Genomic DNA, 16,045 nt, shown 5'->3' on the forward strand with positions numbered 1-16,045 from the left:
GCCGTCCACGCTAATGCGGGGCGACGGCCCGGTCCGCGCTGACCGCCTCGCCACGGGCCAGCGCGGCGGTCGCCACGACCATCACCGTCACGGCCGCGATCAACGTCAGCCAACCCGCCTCCCCCGGCCGCAGCGCCTCTCCCAGCACGACGACCCCGAGCACCGACGCGACCATCGGTTCGGCGACCGTCATCGTCGGCAGCGACGCGGTCAGCGACCCCGCCCGGAAGGACGCCTGCTGCCATGCCGTCCCGGTGAGGGCGACCAGCGCCCACACGTACAACTCGGGCGTGCGCAGCAGCTCCCACAGCCCGTCGTCGAGCCGGTCCACCACGCCCTTGGTCAGCACCGCGAACAGGCCCCACAGCGCCCCGGACGCCAGCGCGAGCAACACCGCGCTCACGGGGCCCTTCCAGATGCTGGCGCCGATCACGCACAGCACCAGCGCCGGACCCAGCACGGCGACCACCGCCGCCCACGTCTCCCACGAGGCGCGGGAGTGGCCCGCGGTCGGGTTGCCCACAGTCACGATCACCGCGACCGAAGCCGCCAGCAGCACGGCCCAGGTCCACTCCCAGCGCGTCACCCGGCGCCGCTCCTGCCGGGCGTGGATCGGCAGCGCGAACAGCAGCGACGTGACCAGCAGCGCCTGCACGAGCAAAACCGAACCGAGGCCCAGCGCCGCAGCCTGCAATGCGAACCCGCCGGCCGCGACGGCGCTACCGAGCCACCACCGCCGATCGCGAAGCAGCCGTGCGAACAGCGCCATGTGGCTGACCGATTCGTCGGTGACCTCCTGGGCCTGGCGCAGGTGAATCACATCGCCGATCGCGACGAACAACGCCGCGCCGAGCGCGAGCAGAGCAGCGAGGTCCGCCTCCCCGTTCAGTCCGGTCATCGCAGTGCTCTCGCCACAGCCGCTGAGCTTAGGCAAGTCCTGGCGAAACCCGTGCGCATGCGTCGCGGCGACCTGTTTGAATAGCGTTCGACAGCGATCAGGCGCCGCGGTGCGCGGCAGGTGCGCGGTGGTCCGCGCGGAGGGCACGAGGATAGGGACATGACGACCAGCGAGCCAGGAGGCCAGTCCTCCTCGCCCAAACCCGCTCCCCGGCCCGGTCCGCCGCGTCCCGTCCCCCGGCCAGGGCGCCCCGCGCCGACGGTGGCCGCGCCGCCGTCCAGCGATCCGCACCGGTTCGGCCGCGTCGACCCCGACGGCACGGTGTGGCTCATCACCGGCTCAGGTGAGCGGGTCATCGGATCCTGGCAGGCCGGCGACACCGAGGCGGCGTTCGCGCACTTCGGTAGGCGCTTCGACGATCTGCACACCGAGGTGGCGCTGATGGAACGCCGGTTGGAGTCCGGCACCGGCGACGCCCGCAAGATCAAGGCGGCCGCCCAGGCGCTGGCCGAGACACTGCCGACCGCTCATGTGCTCGGCGACGTCGACGCGATCGCCGCCCGACTGCAGGCGATCATCGCCCACGCCGACGAGACCGCGCAGGCCGACAAAGCGCGCCGCGAGGAGCACCGCGCCGCCCAGACCGCCCGCAAGGAGGCATTGGCCGCCGAGGCCGAGGACCTCGCCGCCAACGCCACCCAATGGAAGGTCGCCGGCGACCGGCTGCGCGAGATTCTCGACGAGTGGCGCACAATAAGCGGATTGGACCGCAAGACCGACGACGCGCTGTGGAAGCGTTACTCGGCCGCGCGCGAGCAGTTCAACCGAAGGCGCGGTTCGCATTTCGCCGAACTCGACCGTGAGCGCGCCGGTGCCCGCCAGGCCAAGGAGGCGCTGTGCGTGCGCGCCGAGGAGTTGGCCGATTCGACGGACTGGGGCCCGACGAGCGCGGCGTTCCGCGAATTGCTGACCGAGTGGAAGGCGGCGGGCCGCGCGGCCAAGGATGTCGACGACGCGCTGTGGCAGCGGTTCAAGGCGGCTCAGGACAAGTTCTTCACCGCCCGCAACGCTGTCACCGCCGAACGCGACGCCGAGTTCCGCGCCAACGCCGAGGCCAAGGAGGCGCTGCTGGCCGAGGCGGAGAAGATCGACACCTCCGATCTCGATGCGGCGCGGGCCGCGCTTCGCGTGATCGGGGACAAGTGGGACGCGATCGGCAAAGTGCCCCGCGAGCGCGGCGCCGACTTGGAGCGGCGACTGCGGGCGATCGAGAAGAAGGTGCGCGAGGCGCCGACGCACGGCGTGGACCCGGAAGCGCAGGCGCGCGCCGACCAGTTCCGTGCGCGCGCAGAACAATTCGAGCGCCAGGCCGAGAAGGCGGCCGCGGCCGGGCGGGACAAGGACGCCGCGGAGGCGCGGGCCAGCGCCGAACAGTGGCGGCAGTGGGCCGACGCGGCCGCCGAGGCCCTGAGCAAGGGCCGCTGAGTGCTCAGCAGTCGGTGGAGATCTCGAACGGCGCTTTGGTGCGTTCGCCCGGATCGTCGTGGAAGAACCCGACCGCCGTGCCGGTGATCGTGAACTTGCCGTCCACCAGGCTGGCTTCGGCCTCGCCGGTGGTCTTGTCCCAATAGCTGCCCGTGAACCCGCCCAGGTTGTTGATCTGCACCGATCGTGCGACGACCGGATCTCCGGTGCGAACCTGAGCGATGAGGCCGGGCGTCTGCTCGAGCGTCTCGAGATTCCACAGCCACCCCACCTGGGTGCACTCGACGAGGTGCCCGCCGGCGTCCTTCCCGTCGATGCTCACGTGGACGAGGTGCTTGGCCAGCAGTTCCGGGCCCGACGCGCATCCCGTCGGGATCATCAGCACGGCTGCTGTTGCAACGGCGAATCGTTTGTCCATGGTGCCGCCTCGATGACTTCCCGGCTACTCGTCTTCGCCGGGCGTTGACATTCGCATTCCCCACGGAGATTTGCTGTATACCTCCGGCGTATGGCCGGCAGCCATTGCGGGTATCACTTTGACCCGACTCCCGAAGGTCCGGTCATGGTCGAAGATGTCAGCGTCGCGCGCACCGCGGCAGCGCTGTTGCTGACCGCATGGCTCTCGGGCTGCTCGTCGCCACCGCCGGCTTCACCCGACACCATGGGCGGCACCGCGACGGTGTCCATCAACTCGCATCCCACCGGTGATCGGCACTACGTCAGCTGCGCCAAGGTGAATTGGCTGCTGACCATCGAAAGCGGGGACACCGACACGGGTTTCACGGCCATCGTCGATACGGACGGCGGCCCCGACGCGCAGGTCGTCAAGATCCGCGACCTCGGCGGGTTCACCGGTTCCGCGTGGACGGGTGGCGTCGGTCAACTGCGGGCAACCCGCGACAACGGCCGGATCACGATCAGCGGCACCGGTTACGGGTACTTCGCCGACGACCGTCACCGCCCGGCGACCGCGGCGTTCGACATCACGGCCGGATGCTAGCCCGGTTGTGAGAGCGAGCCCGTACGCGAACCGATCGTCACGGTCGTTTGCTCACGGTCACCGCCGCGCATGAACGCCATCGATTGCTCGGAACCCGGCTGCGTCTGGCGCAAGCCACCGAGTAGGTCCTCGACGGAATGCACCGGCTTGCCGGCGAACTCGACGATCACGTCGCCGGGCCGAAGCCCCGCACGGGCGGCCGGTGCGCCGGGATCGACGCTGGTCACCAACGCGCCGCGGTCGACCTGCACGCCCCGCAACTGCTGGATCGCCGGGGTCAGCCGGCCCAGGGAGATACCGAGGTACGGGTGCGTGGCTTCGCCGTCGGCGAGGAGTTGATTCGCCACGTCGAGCACCGTTGCCGCGGGAATCGCGAACCCCAACGACACCGCGCCCACCGCCGGCGGAATGTACGCCTCGTTGATCCCCACTACTCGACCCTCGGCGTCGAGCAAGGCGCCGCCGGAGTTACCCGGCGAGATGGGCGCGTCGGTCTGGATCAGATCCACCAACGACTGCGTTTTCGCCGCCGAGCCGGGGATGTCTCGGTGCAGGCCCGAGATGACGCCGACGGTGACGGAGTTCTGGAACCCCAGCGGACTCCCGATCGCGACGGCGACCTCGCCGGGCCGGGGTAGATCCTCACGGAACTGCGGTACCGGCAGGTCCTGGCCTTGCGTGCGCACCACGGCGAGGTCGGTCACCTCGTCCGTGCCCACCACGACGCCGGGCGAGCGTTCCTCGTCGGCGGTTATGACGGTCACTTCGCGGGCGTCTCCGACGACATGCGCATTGGTCACCACCACGTCGGGGCGAAGCACCACACCGCTGCCGACGCCGCCGTCGCGCTCGACGGTCACCACGCTCGGGCTGACGCGTTCCACCAGATCGGCGTAGCCGGTGCGGTCCAGCGCCGAAGGCGGGGAAGCCTCGGTCAACGGCGTCGATGCCGGAGTCGGTGTCGACGCCGGAGTCGATGTCGACGCGTCTTGCGTACTGGACTGCACCGTGCAGCCGGCGACCGCCACGAGCGCTGCCGCGGCAGCCGCTCCGACGCGAAAATGCTTGGCCTGCAAAGGTTTACCTCCTGAATTCAGTATGCACACGGCACGGTCCGGCCGCCGGCGGTAAGCGGCGGCTCGGACTGCCGAAGCGGTGGACGGGCCGGCTACGTGGACCGCGCGCCTCGCTTCCAGCGGGCACCCAGCGCGAGCGCACCGGCGGCGGCGACTGCACCGGCGACCGCCAGCGTGATCGTCCAGATCCGCCGATCCTCGAGATTCATCTGACACAGCCGCGTGAAGTCGGTGTCGGCGACCACCCCACCGGGAACCGGGATGTTGGCTGCGCTGCCGTCGTCGTGGGCGCGGGCGGCGGACAGGTCGGGCGCCACGGCGCTGCCGCACTCGATCGTCAGATTCTCGGGTGATGCCGAAACGGGAGTGAACAAGCCCGCGACGCCGACGATCGCCGCGACGACACCAACGAAAAGCACTATCCGTAGCACAATCATGCGACTGACATACCCATTGCCGCGGATTCCTCGCGGCAAGATTGCCGCAGCCGCTCCAGCGTCGCGGCGAGCAGCCGCGATACCTGTACCTGCGATACGCCGAGGCGCCGGCCGATTTGACTCTGCGGCAGGTTCTCACAGAACCTCAGCCGCAGGATCAGCCGTTCACGATCGGAGAGCGTGCTCACCAGTCCGGCGACGGTCAGCGCGTCCTCGATGCTGTTGTAGCGCGGGTCGTCGAGGCCTTGTCGTGCGGCGACCGGTTCGGATTTCCCGTCACCGGGGGCCGCCGCGTCGAGCGAGGACGGTCGGTACGCGACGGCCGCGTCGACCGACTGCACCACCTCGTCTCGGTCGACACCGAGTTCGGCGGCCAGTTCGGTGGCCGACGGCGCTCGGCCGAGACGCTGTGACATCGGACCGATGGCGGCGCGCACGCGCTGGCGGGTGTCCTTGATCCTGCGGGGCACGTGCATGACCCAGGTGTGGTCGCGGAAGTGGCGGCGAACCTCGCCCATGATCGTCGGTACGGCGTAGCCGAGAAACGGCCCCTTACCTGGGTCGTAGCGGTCGATCGCCTTGATCAGGCCCAGCCGGGCCACCTGCCTCAGGTCGTCGGCCGATTCGCCGCGGCCGACGAAACGGCCGGCGATATGGTCGGCCAGCGGCAAACATCTGGTGATGATCTGGCAACGAAGCGAGTCCCGTCGCGCCCCCTCCGGGGTGCGGCGGAGCTCGCAACACTGCGGGTGCACGTCGTCGTAGTCGTCGTCGTGAGTCCCCCCCGCGTCCGCGTAACCCATCGGTTCCACGAAATCCACGCGATTGTCAGCCTCCAGCAGGGCCGATACCATGACGGCCTCCCCTCTCGGTATTGACGTCGGACCGGGCTGCCCACTGTTCGACTGGGCGCTGTCGACCGGCCTGTAAGTGCAGCCTATCGGCGCAGGAATACCGCAACCTGAAAGGAATCTGATAAGAACCCGTGAACCCGGACTCGCAATTTCAGCAAACATAAGCAGGTGGTGTTGGCCCCGTCGCCGGTCGACCGCCGAACGTATAGGGACGCGGTCCGCGGGGAACTCGTGCCCTCATGCAAGCCCTCACCGTTGACCCGACCAAAGCCCAGTCGCTGCGAGTGGAAGACCTCGCCGATCCCACTCCCGGTCCAGACGAGTTGTTGGTCGAAGGGCTGGCGATCGGCATCTGCGGAACCGACAAGGAGATCGTGCGTGCCGAGTACGGCTGGCCGCCGCCACACCGCGACCGGCTGGTGTTGGGCCACGAGTCGCTCGGGCGGGTCGCGCGCGCACCCGGGGACAGCGACTTCCACACCGGCGACCTGGTCGTCGGAGTGGTGCGCAGGCCCGACCCGGTGCCCTGTGGGGCGTGTGCGCGCGGTGAGTTCGACATGTGCCGCAACGGGCGCTACACCGAGCGGGGCATCAAGGCACTCGACGGCTTCGGCAGCGAACTCTGGTGCGTGGAAACCGATTACGCGGTGAAGCTCGATCCCGGGCTGGCCGAGGTCGGTGTGCTGATGGAACCCACCACCGTGGTCGCCAAGGCGTGGGAGCAGGTCCGCCTGGTCGGCGAGCGCACATGGTTCGAGCCCGAGCGGGTGCTGGTCACCGGCGCCGGGCCCATCGGGCTGCTCGCCGCGCTGCTGGGCGCGCAACGAGGCCTCGACGTCCACGTGCTCGACCGCGTCACCGACGGTCCCAAGCCCGCGCTCGCCGCGGCGCTGGGTGCGACCTACCACCACGCCGACGTCGACGAGGTCGCCGGCCGTCTGCAACCCGATGTGGTGATCGAGGCCACCGGCGCCAGCAAGGTCGTCTTCGATGCGATCGCCAACACCAGTTCCAACGGCGTCGTCTGCCTGACCGGGGTGTCGGCGGCCGGGCGAACGCTGCACGTCGATGCCGGCAGCATCAACCGCGAGATCGTTCTCGAGAACGACGTGGTGGTCGGGTCGGTCAACGCCAACCTGCGTCACTACCGTCAGGCCGCCGAGGCGCTGGCCAAGGCCGATCCGGCGTGGCTGACCGGTTTGATCACGCGCCGTGTGCCGCTGAGCCGATTCGCGGAGGCCTTCTCCGCCCAGGACGACGACGTCAAAGTGGTCGTCACGCTCGACCAGGGCACGAGGTGAGCGGCATGGCCCCCATCGAGGACTACGCCCTGCTGGGTGATCTTCAGACCGCGGCGTTGGTCTCCCGCGAAGGCGCGATCGACTGGCTGTGCCTGCCGCGCTTCGACTCGCCGGCATGCTTCGCCGCGCTGCTCGACGACGATCCCGCGGGCACGTGGCGGCTGGCGCCGGCCTCCGGCGGGCCGGCTACCCGCCGGGCCTACCGCGGTGACTCTCTGGTACTCGACAGCGAATGGGACACGCCGGAGGGGACGGTGCGCGTCGTCGACTTCATGCCTCCGCGCGACGAATCCGCCGAGGTGGTGCGGATCGTCGAAGGAGTCACCGGCCGGGTGCCGATGCGCATGACGCTGCGTCTGCGTTTCGACTACGGGCACGTGGTGCCCTGGGTCCGCCGAAGCGGTGACGACCTGTCCGCTGTCGCCGGGCCCGACGCGGTGTGGCTGCGCACCCCCGTGCAGACCCAGGGGCGCGACCTGACCACCATCGCCGAATTCGACGTGGCGGCCGGGCAGCGCATCCCGTTCGTGCTCACCCATCAGCTGTCGCACCTGCCGCGGCCGCAGCCAGTCGCCGCCGGACAAGCCCTGCACGACACCGAACGGTTCTGGGCCGAATGGATGTCGCGGTGCTCCTACACCGGACCGTGGGAAGGCGCGGTGCGCCGCTCGCTGGTGCTACTCAAGGCCCTGACCTATTCGCCCACCGGAGGCATCGTCGCCGCCGCGACCACGTCGCTGCCCGAGGAGATCGGCGGGATGCGCAACTGGGACTACCGCTACTGCTGGCTGCGCGACGCGACGTTCACCCTGCAGGCGCTGCTCGGCACGGGGTTCGTCGCCGAAGCCCGCGAGTGGCGGGAATGGCTGGTTCGCGCGGTGGCCGGGGACCCGGCGCAGCTGCAGATCATGTACGGGCTCGACGGCCGGCGCCGGCTGCCCGAGATGTCGTTGCCGTGGCTGTCGGGTTACGAGGGGTCGGCACCGGTGCGGGTGGGAAACGGCGCCGCCGACCAGTTCCAGCTCGACGTCTGGGGCGAGGTGCTCGACGGACTCCATTTGGCCCGCGACGCGGGGCTGCCCTCGAACGACACCGCGTGGGACGTTCAGCGCGCGCTGCTCGACTACCTCGAGGGGAACTGGCGTCAGCCCGACAACAGCTTGTGGGAGGTGCGCGGCCCGCAACGGCAGTTCGTGCACTCCAAGGTGACGGCGTGGGCCGGGGTCGACCGCGCGGTGCGCAGCGTCGAGGAGCAGGGCCTGGACGGTCCCGTCGACAGGTGGCGCGCGCTGCGCGACGAGATCCACAGCGAGGTGTGCGCGAACGGATTCGACGCCGACCGCAACACCTTCACCCAGGCCTACGGCTCCGATGAGCTCGACGCCGCGCTGCTGCTGATCCCCCGGCTGGGGTTCCTGCCGTGGGACGACCCGCGGGTCGTCGGCACCGTCGACGCCGTCCAGTCCGAGCTCAGCCACGGCGGGTTCGTGCTGCGTTATCGGCCGGAGAAAACCGATGACGGGTTACCCGGAGGGGAAGGCGCCTTCCTGGCGTGCAGCTTCTGGCTGGCCGATGCGCTGGCAGGCATCGGCCGCGTGGAGGCGGCCACCGATCTGTTCGAGCGGCTGCTCGGATTGCGCAATGATGTCGGGATGCTCAGTGAGGAATACGACCCGGCGCACGGCAGGCATCTGGGAAATACGCCGCAGGCCTTCAGCCTGGTGGGGTTGATCAATACCGCGCGGCAGCTGCGTGGCAGCCGCACCACCACCTCGGCCGCTCCCCAGGACCAGAACCTCAGCCCGGCAACAGATTCGAGATAGGCAACCCACATGAAGACACTGATCGTTTCACGGCGTCGTGTTGCGGCGGCCGGTTTGGTGACTAGCGTCCTGGTCGCCGGTTGCGGCGGCGACCCGAACATGGACTCGTCGAACCGGGGCGCGGGTTCGGAGACCGAGACGACGTCGGTCGAGAACGCCTTCATCGTGCCGCGCTTCATACCGGGGTCGTGCGCCATCCAGGTCGGCGATGCGGCGGCGCTCACGTTCACGGTGACGAACAACCGGATCACCGAGCCCGAACGCCTGCTCGGCATCGAGACACCGGCCGCCGAGGCGATTCGGCTGTCTCCCGATGCGACGCTGCAGATTCCGCCCGAGACGTCGATCGCCGCCGGTCAACCGATCGAAGACGTCAACGACGGCGCCGCAGATCAGCCCTTCACGGCCAGCGTCGAGGGGCTTCGGGAATCGGCGACGCCGGGCAAGTCGGTGGACATGACGTTTCACTTCGACAAGCAGGGCGACCTCGTGATGAAGGTTCCGATCGAGGCCTGTCCCACTCAGAAGTAGGCCGTCCGCCGTTGGGTCGGTCAGCGCTCGGTCGAACCGTTGTCGTCGTCGAGGCCGTCGAGCAGTCCCCTCTTCTGCCGCTCGGCGGCCGCCCTGCGGCGTTCCTCCTCGGCGGCCAGTTGCAGCGCGGTGCGCGACCACACGGCGCGGGCCCAGTGAAACGTCACCAGCGCCACCGCGATCCACGCGAGGATGAGCCCGATCCCGGGCCCCGGATAGGGGTCGGCTGCCGTTTGGCGTGACCACACCGCGAGCAGGCCGAGCAACGTCGCCACCGTCGACCCGGCCAACGCGACCCACGCCAGCGCCCAACGCCGGGTGAGAAGGGCCAGCATCGAGAATCCGACGCCGAATACCAGTACCAGCCAAGCGAATACGCGCGACGGCAGGGAGATCCCCTCGCGGGCCGCTGTTTCGCCGCCGATCAAAACGTCCAATCCGCGGGCGTCCCCGGTGTGCGGCAGCACGAACGACACCAGCAGCACGAAGACGCCGATGGCGATGACCAGAGCCCGCGCGCCGGGATCGATCTCACCCGCGACGCGGCGTTCGGCGGCTTCGATGTCGCTCTTGTACTCCTCAAAACCGTTGTCGTCGGGCGACGTCATCGCGCACATCCTGTCGCTGTCGGCGTTTCGGTCGGCGCGCCGACGCCCGGCATGCCGAGTCCCACGCCGGTGCGCGGTCGCCGGCCGGCGGCGTGGGCATCCCCCGCCCGTGTGCGCCGGTGACTGTGCACGGCCGAGTCCGCGATCAGGTGATGCGGGGCGGCGCCAGTCACCGTCGTGGTCACGATGTCGCCGGGCCGGATGTCGAGCCGCTCCGGGTCGAAATGCACCAGGCGGCCGTCGCGGGCACGGCCCGACATTCTGGCCGTGGTGGCGTCCTTGCGACCCTCGCCCGTCGCGACCAGAACTTCGACGGTGCGGCCGATCTGCGCGCGGTTCTCCTCCAGCGAGATTTTCTCCTGAAGGTCGATCAAGCGTTGATAACGTTCGGCTACAACGGCTTTGGGGACCTGCTCGGACAGCTCGGCGGCCGGCGTCCCGGGCCGCTTCGAGTACTGGAACGTGAAGGCGCTCGCGAACCGCGCCTGCGCGACGACGTCGAGCGTGGCTTGGAAGTCGTCCTCGGTCTCGCCGGGGAATCCGACGATGAGATCGGTGGTGATCGCGGCGTGCGGGATCGCGGCGCGCACCCGCTCGATGATGCCGAGATAGCGCTCGGCGCGGTAGGACCTTCGCATCGCCCGCAGGATCCGGTCTGACCCGGACTGCAGCGGCATGTGCAGCGTCGGACAGACATTCGGCGTCTCGGCCATCGCGGCGATGACGTCGTCGGTGAACTCGGCGGGGTGCGGCGAGGTGAACCGCAGCCGCTCGAGCCCGTCGATGCGGCCGCAGGCGCGCAGCAGTTCGGCGAACGCCCCCCGGTTCCGCGGCTCGGCGGGGTCGGCGAACGAGACACCGTAGGCGTTGACGTTCTGGCCGAGCAGCGTCACCTCGAGAACGCCTTGATCGACCAGGGTCTGCACCTCGGCGAGCACGTCACCGGGCCGGCGGTCGACTTCCTTGCCCCGCAGCGCGGGCACGATGCAGAACGTGCAGGTGTTGTTGCAGCCCACCGAGATCGACACCCAAGCGGCGTATGCGGATTCGCGTGCGGCGGGCAGGGCGGACGGGAATTCCTGCAGCGCATCGACGATCTCGACCTGGGCGGCCCGGTTGTGTCGGGCGCGCTCCAGCAACGTGGGCAGCGATCCGATGTTGTGGGTGCCGAACACGACGTCCACCCACGGCGCGCGGCGTAACACGGCGTCGCGGTCCTTCTGGGCCAGGCAGCCGCCGACGGCGATCTGCATATCGGGATCGGCCTGCTTGCGAGGCGCCAGGTGGCTGATGTTGCCGTAGAGCTTGTTGTCGGCGTTCTCGCGTACGGCGCAGGTGTTGAACACCACCACGTCGGCGTCCTCGCCGTCGGTGGCCCGGTGGTACCCCGCGGCCTCCAGCAACCCCGCAAGCCGCTCCGAGTCGTGCACATTCATCTGGCAGCCGTAGGTGCGCACCTGGTAGGTGCGACCTTGCGCCCGCGCGGGAGCGGACTCGCCGGTCGCGTTGCGACGAACGGCCTGGTCAGCCGCCGCCTCTCGCGTCACCATCGAAGTCACGGGCCCATGGTACGGGCTGGTCAGTATGGCGATCCGGGCGGATTCTCCAGTTCCGGGCACGCCGGACACTCCCTCGGTAAGGTCTGCTCCCATGGAAACGAGCGGGTCGGATGGCGACCAGGCCGATCCGACCCGGTCGTCCGCACCGATGATCTCCATGTCGGGCGTCAACAAGCACTTCGGCTACCTGCATGTGCTCAAGAACATCAACCTCGAGGTGAATCGCGGCGAGGTGATCGTGGTGCTGGGGCCGTCGGGCTCGGGCAAGTCGACGTTGTGCCGCACCATCAATCGGCTCGAGCCCATCGACTCCGGCACCATCGCGATCGACGGTGAGGTGCTGCCCGAAGAGGGGCGCAAGCTCGCGGAGCTTCGGTCCGACGTGGGCATGGTGTTCCAGTCGTTCAACCTGTTCGCCCACAAGACGATCCTGGACAACGTCACGTTGGCGCCGATGAAGGTGCGCAGGAAGTCGAAGGCCGAGGCCCGCCAGAAGGCGATGGAACTGTTGGAGCGGGTCGGCATCGCCGATCAGGCCGACAAGTATCCGGCGCAGCTGTCGGGTGGCCAGCAGCAGCGGGTCGCCATCGCGCGGTCTCTGGCGATGAACCCGAAGGTCATGCTCTTCGACGAGCCGACCAGCGCGCTGGATCCGGAGATGATCAACGAAGTGCTGAACGTGATGACGTCGCTGGCTAAAGACGGCATGACGATGTTGGTGGTGACACACGAAATGGGTTTCGCCCGCGGCGCGGCCAACCGCGTGGTCTTCATGGCCGACGGCGCGATCGTCGAGGCGGCCGAGCCCGATGAGTTCTTCACCAACCCGAAAAGCGAACGTGCGAAGGACTTTCTCGGCAAGATCCTTCACCATTAGTCGAGCGATCATCAGTCGAAAGGAAACGGATGCCATCAATCTCGAAGCGCGTTGTGGGGGCGCTCGCGCTCGTCGTCGCGCTGCCGCTGGCGGCGACGGCATGCGGAGGCGGGGGCGACGGCGACACGATCGTCATCGGCACCAAGTTCGATCAGCCCGGCCTGGGACTCAAGAATCCCGACGGCACCATGAGCGGCTTCGACGTGGACGTGGCCAAGTATGTCGCCCAGCGACTCGGCTACGGCGAGGACAAGATCGAGTGGAAAGAAGCACCGTCCGGACAACGCGAGACGCTGATCCAAAACGGCCAGGTGAAGTTCATCGTCGCGACCTACTCGATCACCGATGCCCGTGAGGAGAAGGTTGACTTCGCGGGGCCGTACCTGGTCACCGGACAGAGCCTGCTGGTGCGCGAGGACAACACCGACATCACCGGCGAGGCGTCGCTGGAGAACAACAAGAAGCTGTGCTCGGTGTCGGGATCGACACCGGCGCAACGGATCAAGGACAAGTTTCCCGGCGTTCAGCTGCAGCAGTACGACACGTACTCGGCGTGCATCGAAGCGTTGAAGAACGGTCGCATCGACGCGGTGACCACCGACGAGGTGATCCTCGCGGGTTACGCGGCTCAGAGCCCGGGCGTCTTCAAGGTCGTCGGTGGCACGTTCTCCGAGGAACGCTACGGAATCGGTTTGAAGAAGGGTGATTCCGAACTGTTGACGCAGATCAACGACGCACTCGCCAAGATGGAGCAGGACGGCTCCTGGAAGAAGGCGTGGGACGAAAACCTCGGCGCGGCCGGCATTCCCGCCCCGCAACCGCCGCAGATCACCCAGAGATGACAGGCCTCCGCCCTCGGAGGAGGTGAGGTGGAGGTTCTCCCCGGCTACCCGGTCGGCCAGATCGTCGAGGCGTTCTGGACGACGATTCAGCTGACGGTCTACTCCGGTATCGGGGCGCTGGTGCTGGGCACGGTGCTGGCGGCGATGCGGCTGGCGCCGGTACCGGTGCTTCGCTGGCTCGGAACGACATACGTCAACGTGGTGCGTAATACCCCGCTGACGCTGGTCATCCTGTTCTGCTCGTTCGGGCTGGCGGACACCATGGGGATCACGCTGGTGGATCCCGAATCGCTGACGTCGATCGAGGACAGCAACTTTCGGTTGGCGGTTCTCGGACTGGCGTTGTACACCGCCGCGTTCGTGTGCGAAACGGTGCGTTCCGGGGTGAACACCGTGCCGCTGGGCCAGGCCGAGGCGGCGCGGTCACTGGGTCTGACGTTCGGACAGAATTTGCGGCTTATCCTGCTGCCACAGGCTTTTCGCGCGGTCATCATCCCGCTCGGGTCGGTGTTGATCGCGTTGACCAAGAACACGACAATCGCCGCGGCGATTGGGGTGGCCGAGGCCGCGTTGTTGATGAAGGAGATGATCGAGAACACCGCGGCGATCCTGACCGTCGGAACCATCTTCGCCGCCGGTTTCGTCATCCTGACGCTGCCGACCGGCTTGTTCTTCGGATGGCTGGGTAAGCGGATGGCGGTCACCAGATGAGCTCGGCATCGGTTCTTTTCGACGCGCCCGGTCCCCGGGCACGGATCCGAAACTGGGTGGTGACGGCTCTTGTCGTCCTGGTCACCGCGTTGGTGCTGCTGGCGGTGTTGATTCAGATGGCCGCCAAGGACCAGCTCACCGTTGCGAAATGGAGACCGTTCCTGACGGCCGACCTGTGGAGGACTTACGTGCTGCCCGGCGTGCAGGGCACGTTGACGGCTGCCGCGGTGTCGATCGTGTTGGCTTTGGCCCTCGGATTCGTGCTTGGCGTAGGCCGACTTTCGACGCACAGCCTGATTCGCTGGGTGTGTGCGGTGATCGTCGAGTTCTTCCGTGCGGTGCCGGTGCTGATCATGATGCTGTTCGCGTTCGCGCTCTACGCGGCCTACGACATGTTTCCGTCCAAGCACCTGGCGCTCGCCGCCGTCATCACTGGGCTCACTCTGTACAACGGCGCCGTCATAGCCGAAATCGTTCGGGCCGGCGTCCACGCGCTTCCCCGCGGACAGTCCGAGGCGGCCTTCGCGCTTGGCTTGACGTGGGGTCAGACGATGCGCTCCATCTTGTTGCCGCAAGCGATCACGTCCATGCTGCCGGTGCTGATCTCGCAACTCGTTGTGGTGCTCAAGGACACCGCGATCGGTTACATCATCACGTTCCTCGAATTGGTGCGCCAGGGTGTGCAGATGGGTACGGCATACAGCAATCTGCTGCCGGCGCTGATTGTGGTGGCCGTGTTGATGATCAGTGTCAATTTCACGCTGTCCTCGGTGGCCACGGCGGTGGAAGCGCGAATGCGGCGGTCGCGTCGCGGTCCGGCGCCCCTTGACACGGAGGCGGTCGAGCAGGAAGGCGCGCCCGGCGCAAAAGCCGTGTGATGTCAGGACTTTCGGACCGCTAGATCAGCTCCGCGCATCGGCGCAGCAGCGAGTCGTCGGGCGGCTGATAGAAGGACAGCACGACATGCTGACAGCCGAGCCGCGCGTACTCAGCGATGGAGTCGAGCTGGCCATCGACCTGATCCGGTTGGTTCGGGTGCAGGAACAGCTGCACACCTCGACGGATCGAGGACGGATCGCGGCATTCGGCCTCGCAGGCGGCGTCGAGGCGGCTACTGGCCGCCGCCCACTCCTGCGGACCGGTGCTCGGCATGTTCCACTCGTCGGCATGCCGGGCGGCGACGCTGAGCATCTTGGGCTGCGACGCGCCAACCACGATCGGCGGATGCGGACGCTGGACCGGTTTCGGGTCGCAGCGCGCTTGGCGGAGCGTGAAGAAGCGGCCGGTGAAGTCGACGGCCTCCTCGGTCCACAGCCGGCGGATGACGGTCAGCGCTTCGTCCACCATCGCGACGCGTTGCCCCGGCGACGGGAAGTCGATGCCGTAGCCACGGTGTTCGTCCTCGTGCCAGCCGGCGCCGAGACCGAAGTCCATCCGCCCACCGGAGATGTGGTCGACGGTCACGGCCATTTTCGCCAGCACTGCCGGGTTGCGGTAGGTGACGCCGGTGACCAGGCAGCCCACTCGTGCGCGCCGCACCACGACGGCCATCGCGGCGAGGCTGGTCCAGCCTTCGAGGGTGGGCGTCGTCGGGTCGACGAGTCCATAGAAGTGGTCGTAGTTCCACACGGCCGGGAACCCGAGTTCGTCAGCCGTCCGCCAGAACCGCTCGAGGACGGCATAGTCGAAGGTGGGTGCCAGCTTGACAGACAACTGCATGATCGCAAGTTACCCGTTGGCCGTCCGCAACCGATCCAGAGCTTCGGCTGCGGCGTGGTCGAGATCGCGGTGCTCGACGGTTACCTCGATGCCGGGCTTCACGCCGGCGAGTGCGGGCAGCAGATGGTTCATCACTTGTTCGGCAGTCGCGGGCATCCTGCGGCCACGTGTGGTGACCTTCGTCCACCGCTGTCCGTCGCGAAAGTAGTGCTCTTCGCCCGAGTTGAACCGCAATGTCACCAGATAGCAGTCGTTGGTCAGCCGCATGGCTTCACGGTCACACACCTTGTCGTCAGGGATCAGCCCCTAGGCGGGCTGCGACGC

General features: G+C 68.1%; 18 protein-coding genes. 9 read left to right on the forward strand and 9 right to left on the reverse strand.

The window, feature by feature from the left end:
* Positions 1-10: 10 nt before the first annotated feature.
* Positions 11-898 carry a DMT family transporter gene (locus AU185_RS14205; RefSeq protein WP_059100133.1) on the reverse strand — a complete coding sequence of 296 codons (888 nt, stop codon included), beginning with the start codon at positions 896-898 and terminating at the stop codon, positions 11-13.
* 159 nt (positions 899-1,057) lie between these two features.
* Here AU185_RS14205 and AU185_RS14210 point away from each other — a divergent pair, with 159 nt between their 5' ends.
* Positions 1,058-2,383, forward strand: a complete 1,326-nt coding sequence (locus tag AU185_RS14210) for a DUF349 domain-containing protein (RefSeq protein WP_082683894.1) — start codon at positions 1,058-1,060, stop codon at positions 2,381-2,383.
* Between the two features lie 4 nt (positions 2,384-2,387).
* On the opposite strand, the gene AU185_RS14215 is transcribed toward AU185_RS14210, so the two are convergent.
* The gene (locus AU185_RS14215; protein WP_059099816.1) at positions 2,388-2,801 is read right to left on the reverse strand and encodes a lipoprotein LpqH; all 414 of its coding nucleotides are present in this window, start codon (positions 2,799-2,801) and stop codon (positions 2,388-2,390) included.
* Positions 2,802-2,945: 144 nt separating this feature from the next.
* On the opposite strand from AU185_RS14215, the gene AU185_RS14220 reads away from it, so the two are divergent.
* Positions 2,946-3,383 (forward strand): lipoprotein LpqH, encoded by a 438-nt coding sequence (locus AU185_RS14220; RefSeq protein WP_059099815.1) that lies wholly within the window; start codon positions 2,946-2,948, stop codon positions 3,381-3,383.
* Here AU185_RS14220 and AU185_RS14225 read toward each other — a convergent pair.
* The 3 genes from AU185_RS14225 to AU185_RS14235 all read right to left on the reverse strand — a co-directional run bounded on the left by AU185_RS14225 (position 3,380) and on the right by AU185_RS14235 (position 5,750).
* Positions 3,380-4,459 carry a S1C family serine protease gene (locus tag AU185_RS14225; protein WP_231740325.1) on the reverse strand — a complete coding sequence of 360 codons (1,080 nt, stop codon included), beginning with the start codon at positions 4,457-4,459 and terminating at the stop codon, positions 3,380-3,382. The genes AU185_RS14220 and AU185_RS14225 overlap by 4 nt on opposite strands.
* 92 nt (positions 4,460-4,551) lie before the next feature.
* Complete coding sequence (locus AU185_RS14230; protein WP_231740324.1) at positions 4,552-4,878, reverse strand: hypothetical protein; 327 nt, start codon at positions 4,876-4,878, stop codon at positions 4,552-4,554.
* Between the two features lie 14 nt (positions 4,879-4,892).
* Positions 4,893-5,750, reverse strand: a complete 858-nt coding sequence (locus AU185_RS14235; RefSeq protein WP_286131902.1) for a SigB/SigF/SigG family RNA polymerase sigma factor — start codon at positions 5,748-5,750, stop codon at positions 4,893-4,895.
* Between the two features lie 239 nt (positions 5,751-5,989).
* On the opposite strand from AU185_RS14235, the gene AU185_RS14240 reads away from it, so the two are divergent.
* From AU185_RS14240 to AU185_RS14250, 3 genes are read left to right on the forward strand one after another with little or no spacing between them, the layout of a single operon-like run.
* Positions 5,990-7,051, forward strand: coding sequence for a glucose 1-dehydrogenase (locus tag AU185_RS14240; RefSeq protein ID WP_059099813.1), 1,062 nt, complete (start codon positions 5,990-5,992; stop codon positions 7,049-7,051).
* Positions 7,052-7,056: 5 nt separating this feature from the next.
* Entirely contained in the window at positions 7,057-8,874 is a 1,818-nt protein-coding gene (locus AU185_RS14245; protein WP_059100130.1) for a glycoside hydrolase family 15 protein, read from the forward strand.
* Positions 8,875-8,883: 9 nt separating this feature from the next.
* On the forward strand, positions 8,884-9,405 hold the full coding sequence (locus AU185_RS14250) for a copper chaperone PCu(A)C domain-containing protein (RefSeq protein ID WP_059099812.1): 522 nt from the start codon (positions 8,884-8,886) through the stop codon (positions 9,403-9,405).
* Positions 9,406-9,425: 20 nt separating this feature from the next.
* Here AU185_RS14250 and AU185_RS14255 read toward each other — a convergent pair whose 3' ends face one another.
* Together AU185_RS14255 and miaB are read right to left on the reverse strand one after the other, a co-directional pair.
* Positions 9,426-10,022 carry an Rv2732c family membrane protein gene (locus AU185_RS14255; protein ID WP_059099811.1) on the reverse strand — a complete coding sequence of 199 codons (597 nt, stop codon included), beginning with the start codon at positions 10,020-10,022 and terminating at the stop codon, positions 9,426-9,428.
* Positions 10,010-11,563 (reverse strand): tRNA (N6-isopentenyl adenosine(37)-C2)-methylthiotransferase MiaB, encoded by a 1,554-nt coding sequence (miaB, locus tag AU185_RS14260; protein ID WP_059100129.1) that lies wholly within the window; start codon positions 11,561-11,563, stop codon positions 10,010-10,012. The genes AU185_RS14255 and miaB overlap by 13 nt, the downstream gene beginning before the upstream one ends.
* Positions 11,564-11,720: 157 nt before the next feature.
* Here miaB and AU185_RS14265 point away from each other — a divergent pair, with 157 nt between their 5' ends.
* The 4 genes from AU185_RS14265 to AU185_RS14280 are packed head-to-tail and all read left to right on the forward strand — an operon-like array spanning position 11,721 to position 14,880.
* Positions 11,721-12,449 carry an amino acid ABC transporter ATP-binding protein gene (locus AU185_RS14265; RefSeq protein ID WP_172800233.1) on the forward strand — a complete coding sequence of 243 codons (729 nt, stop codon included), beginning with the start codon at positions 11,721-11,723 and terminating at the stop codon, positions 12,447-12,449.
* A gap of 29 nt (positions 12,450-12,478) precedes the next feature.
* A complete protein-coding gene (locus AU185_RS14270) occupies positions 12,479-13,291 on the forward strand; it encodes a glutamate ABC transporter substrate-binding protein (RefSeq protein ID WP_059099809.1) in 813 nt (270 codons plus the stop codon).
* 27 nt (positions 13,292-13,318) lie between these two features.
* Entirely contained in the window at positions 13,319-14,002 is a 684-nt protein-coding gene (locus tag AU185_RS14275) for an amino acid ABC transporter permease (RefSeq protein ID WP_059099808.1), read from the forward strand.
* Positions 13,999-14,880, forward strand: a complete 882-nt coding sequence (locus AU185_RS14280) for an amino acid ABC transporter permease (RefSeq protein ID WP_059099807.1) — start codon at positions 13,999-14,001, stop codon at positions 14,878-14,880. The genes AU185_RS14275 and AU185_RS14280 overlap by 4 nt, the downstream gene beginning before the upstream one ends.
* Before the next feature lie 19 nt (positions 14,881-14,899).
* Here AU185_RS14280 and AU185_RS14285 read toward each other — a convergent pair whose 3' ends face one another.
* Both AU185_RS14285 and AU185_RS14290 read right to left on the reverse strand, forming a co-directional pair.
* A complete protein-coding gene (locus tag AU185_RS14285; protein ID WP_059099806.1) occupies positions 14,900-15,721 on the reverse strand; it encodes a TIGR03560 family F420-dependent LLM class oxidoreductase in 822 nt (273 codons plus the stop codon).
* 9 nt (positions 15,722-15,730) lie between these two features.
* Positions 15,731-15,988, reverse strand: coding sequence for a hypothetical protein (locus AU185_RS14290; protein WP_059099805.1), 258 nt, complete (start codon positions 15,986-15,988; stop codon positions 15,731-15,733).
* Positions 15,989-16,045: the final 57 nt, after the last annotated feature.

Source organism: Mycobacterium sp. GA-0227b (assembly GCF_001499855.1).
GTDB lineage: Bacteria > Actinomycetota > Actinomycetes > Mycobacteriales > Mycobacteriaceae > Mycobacterium.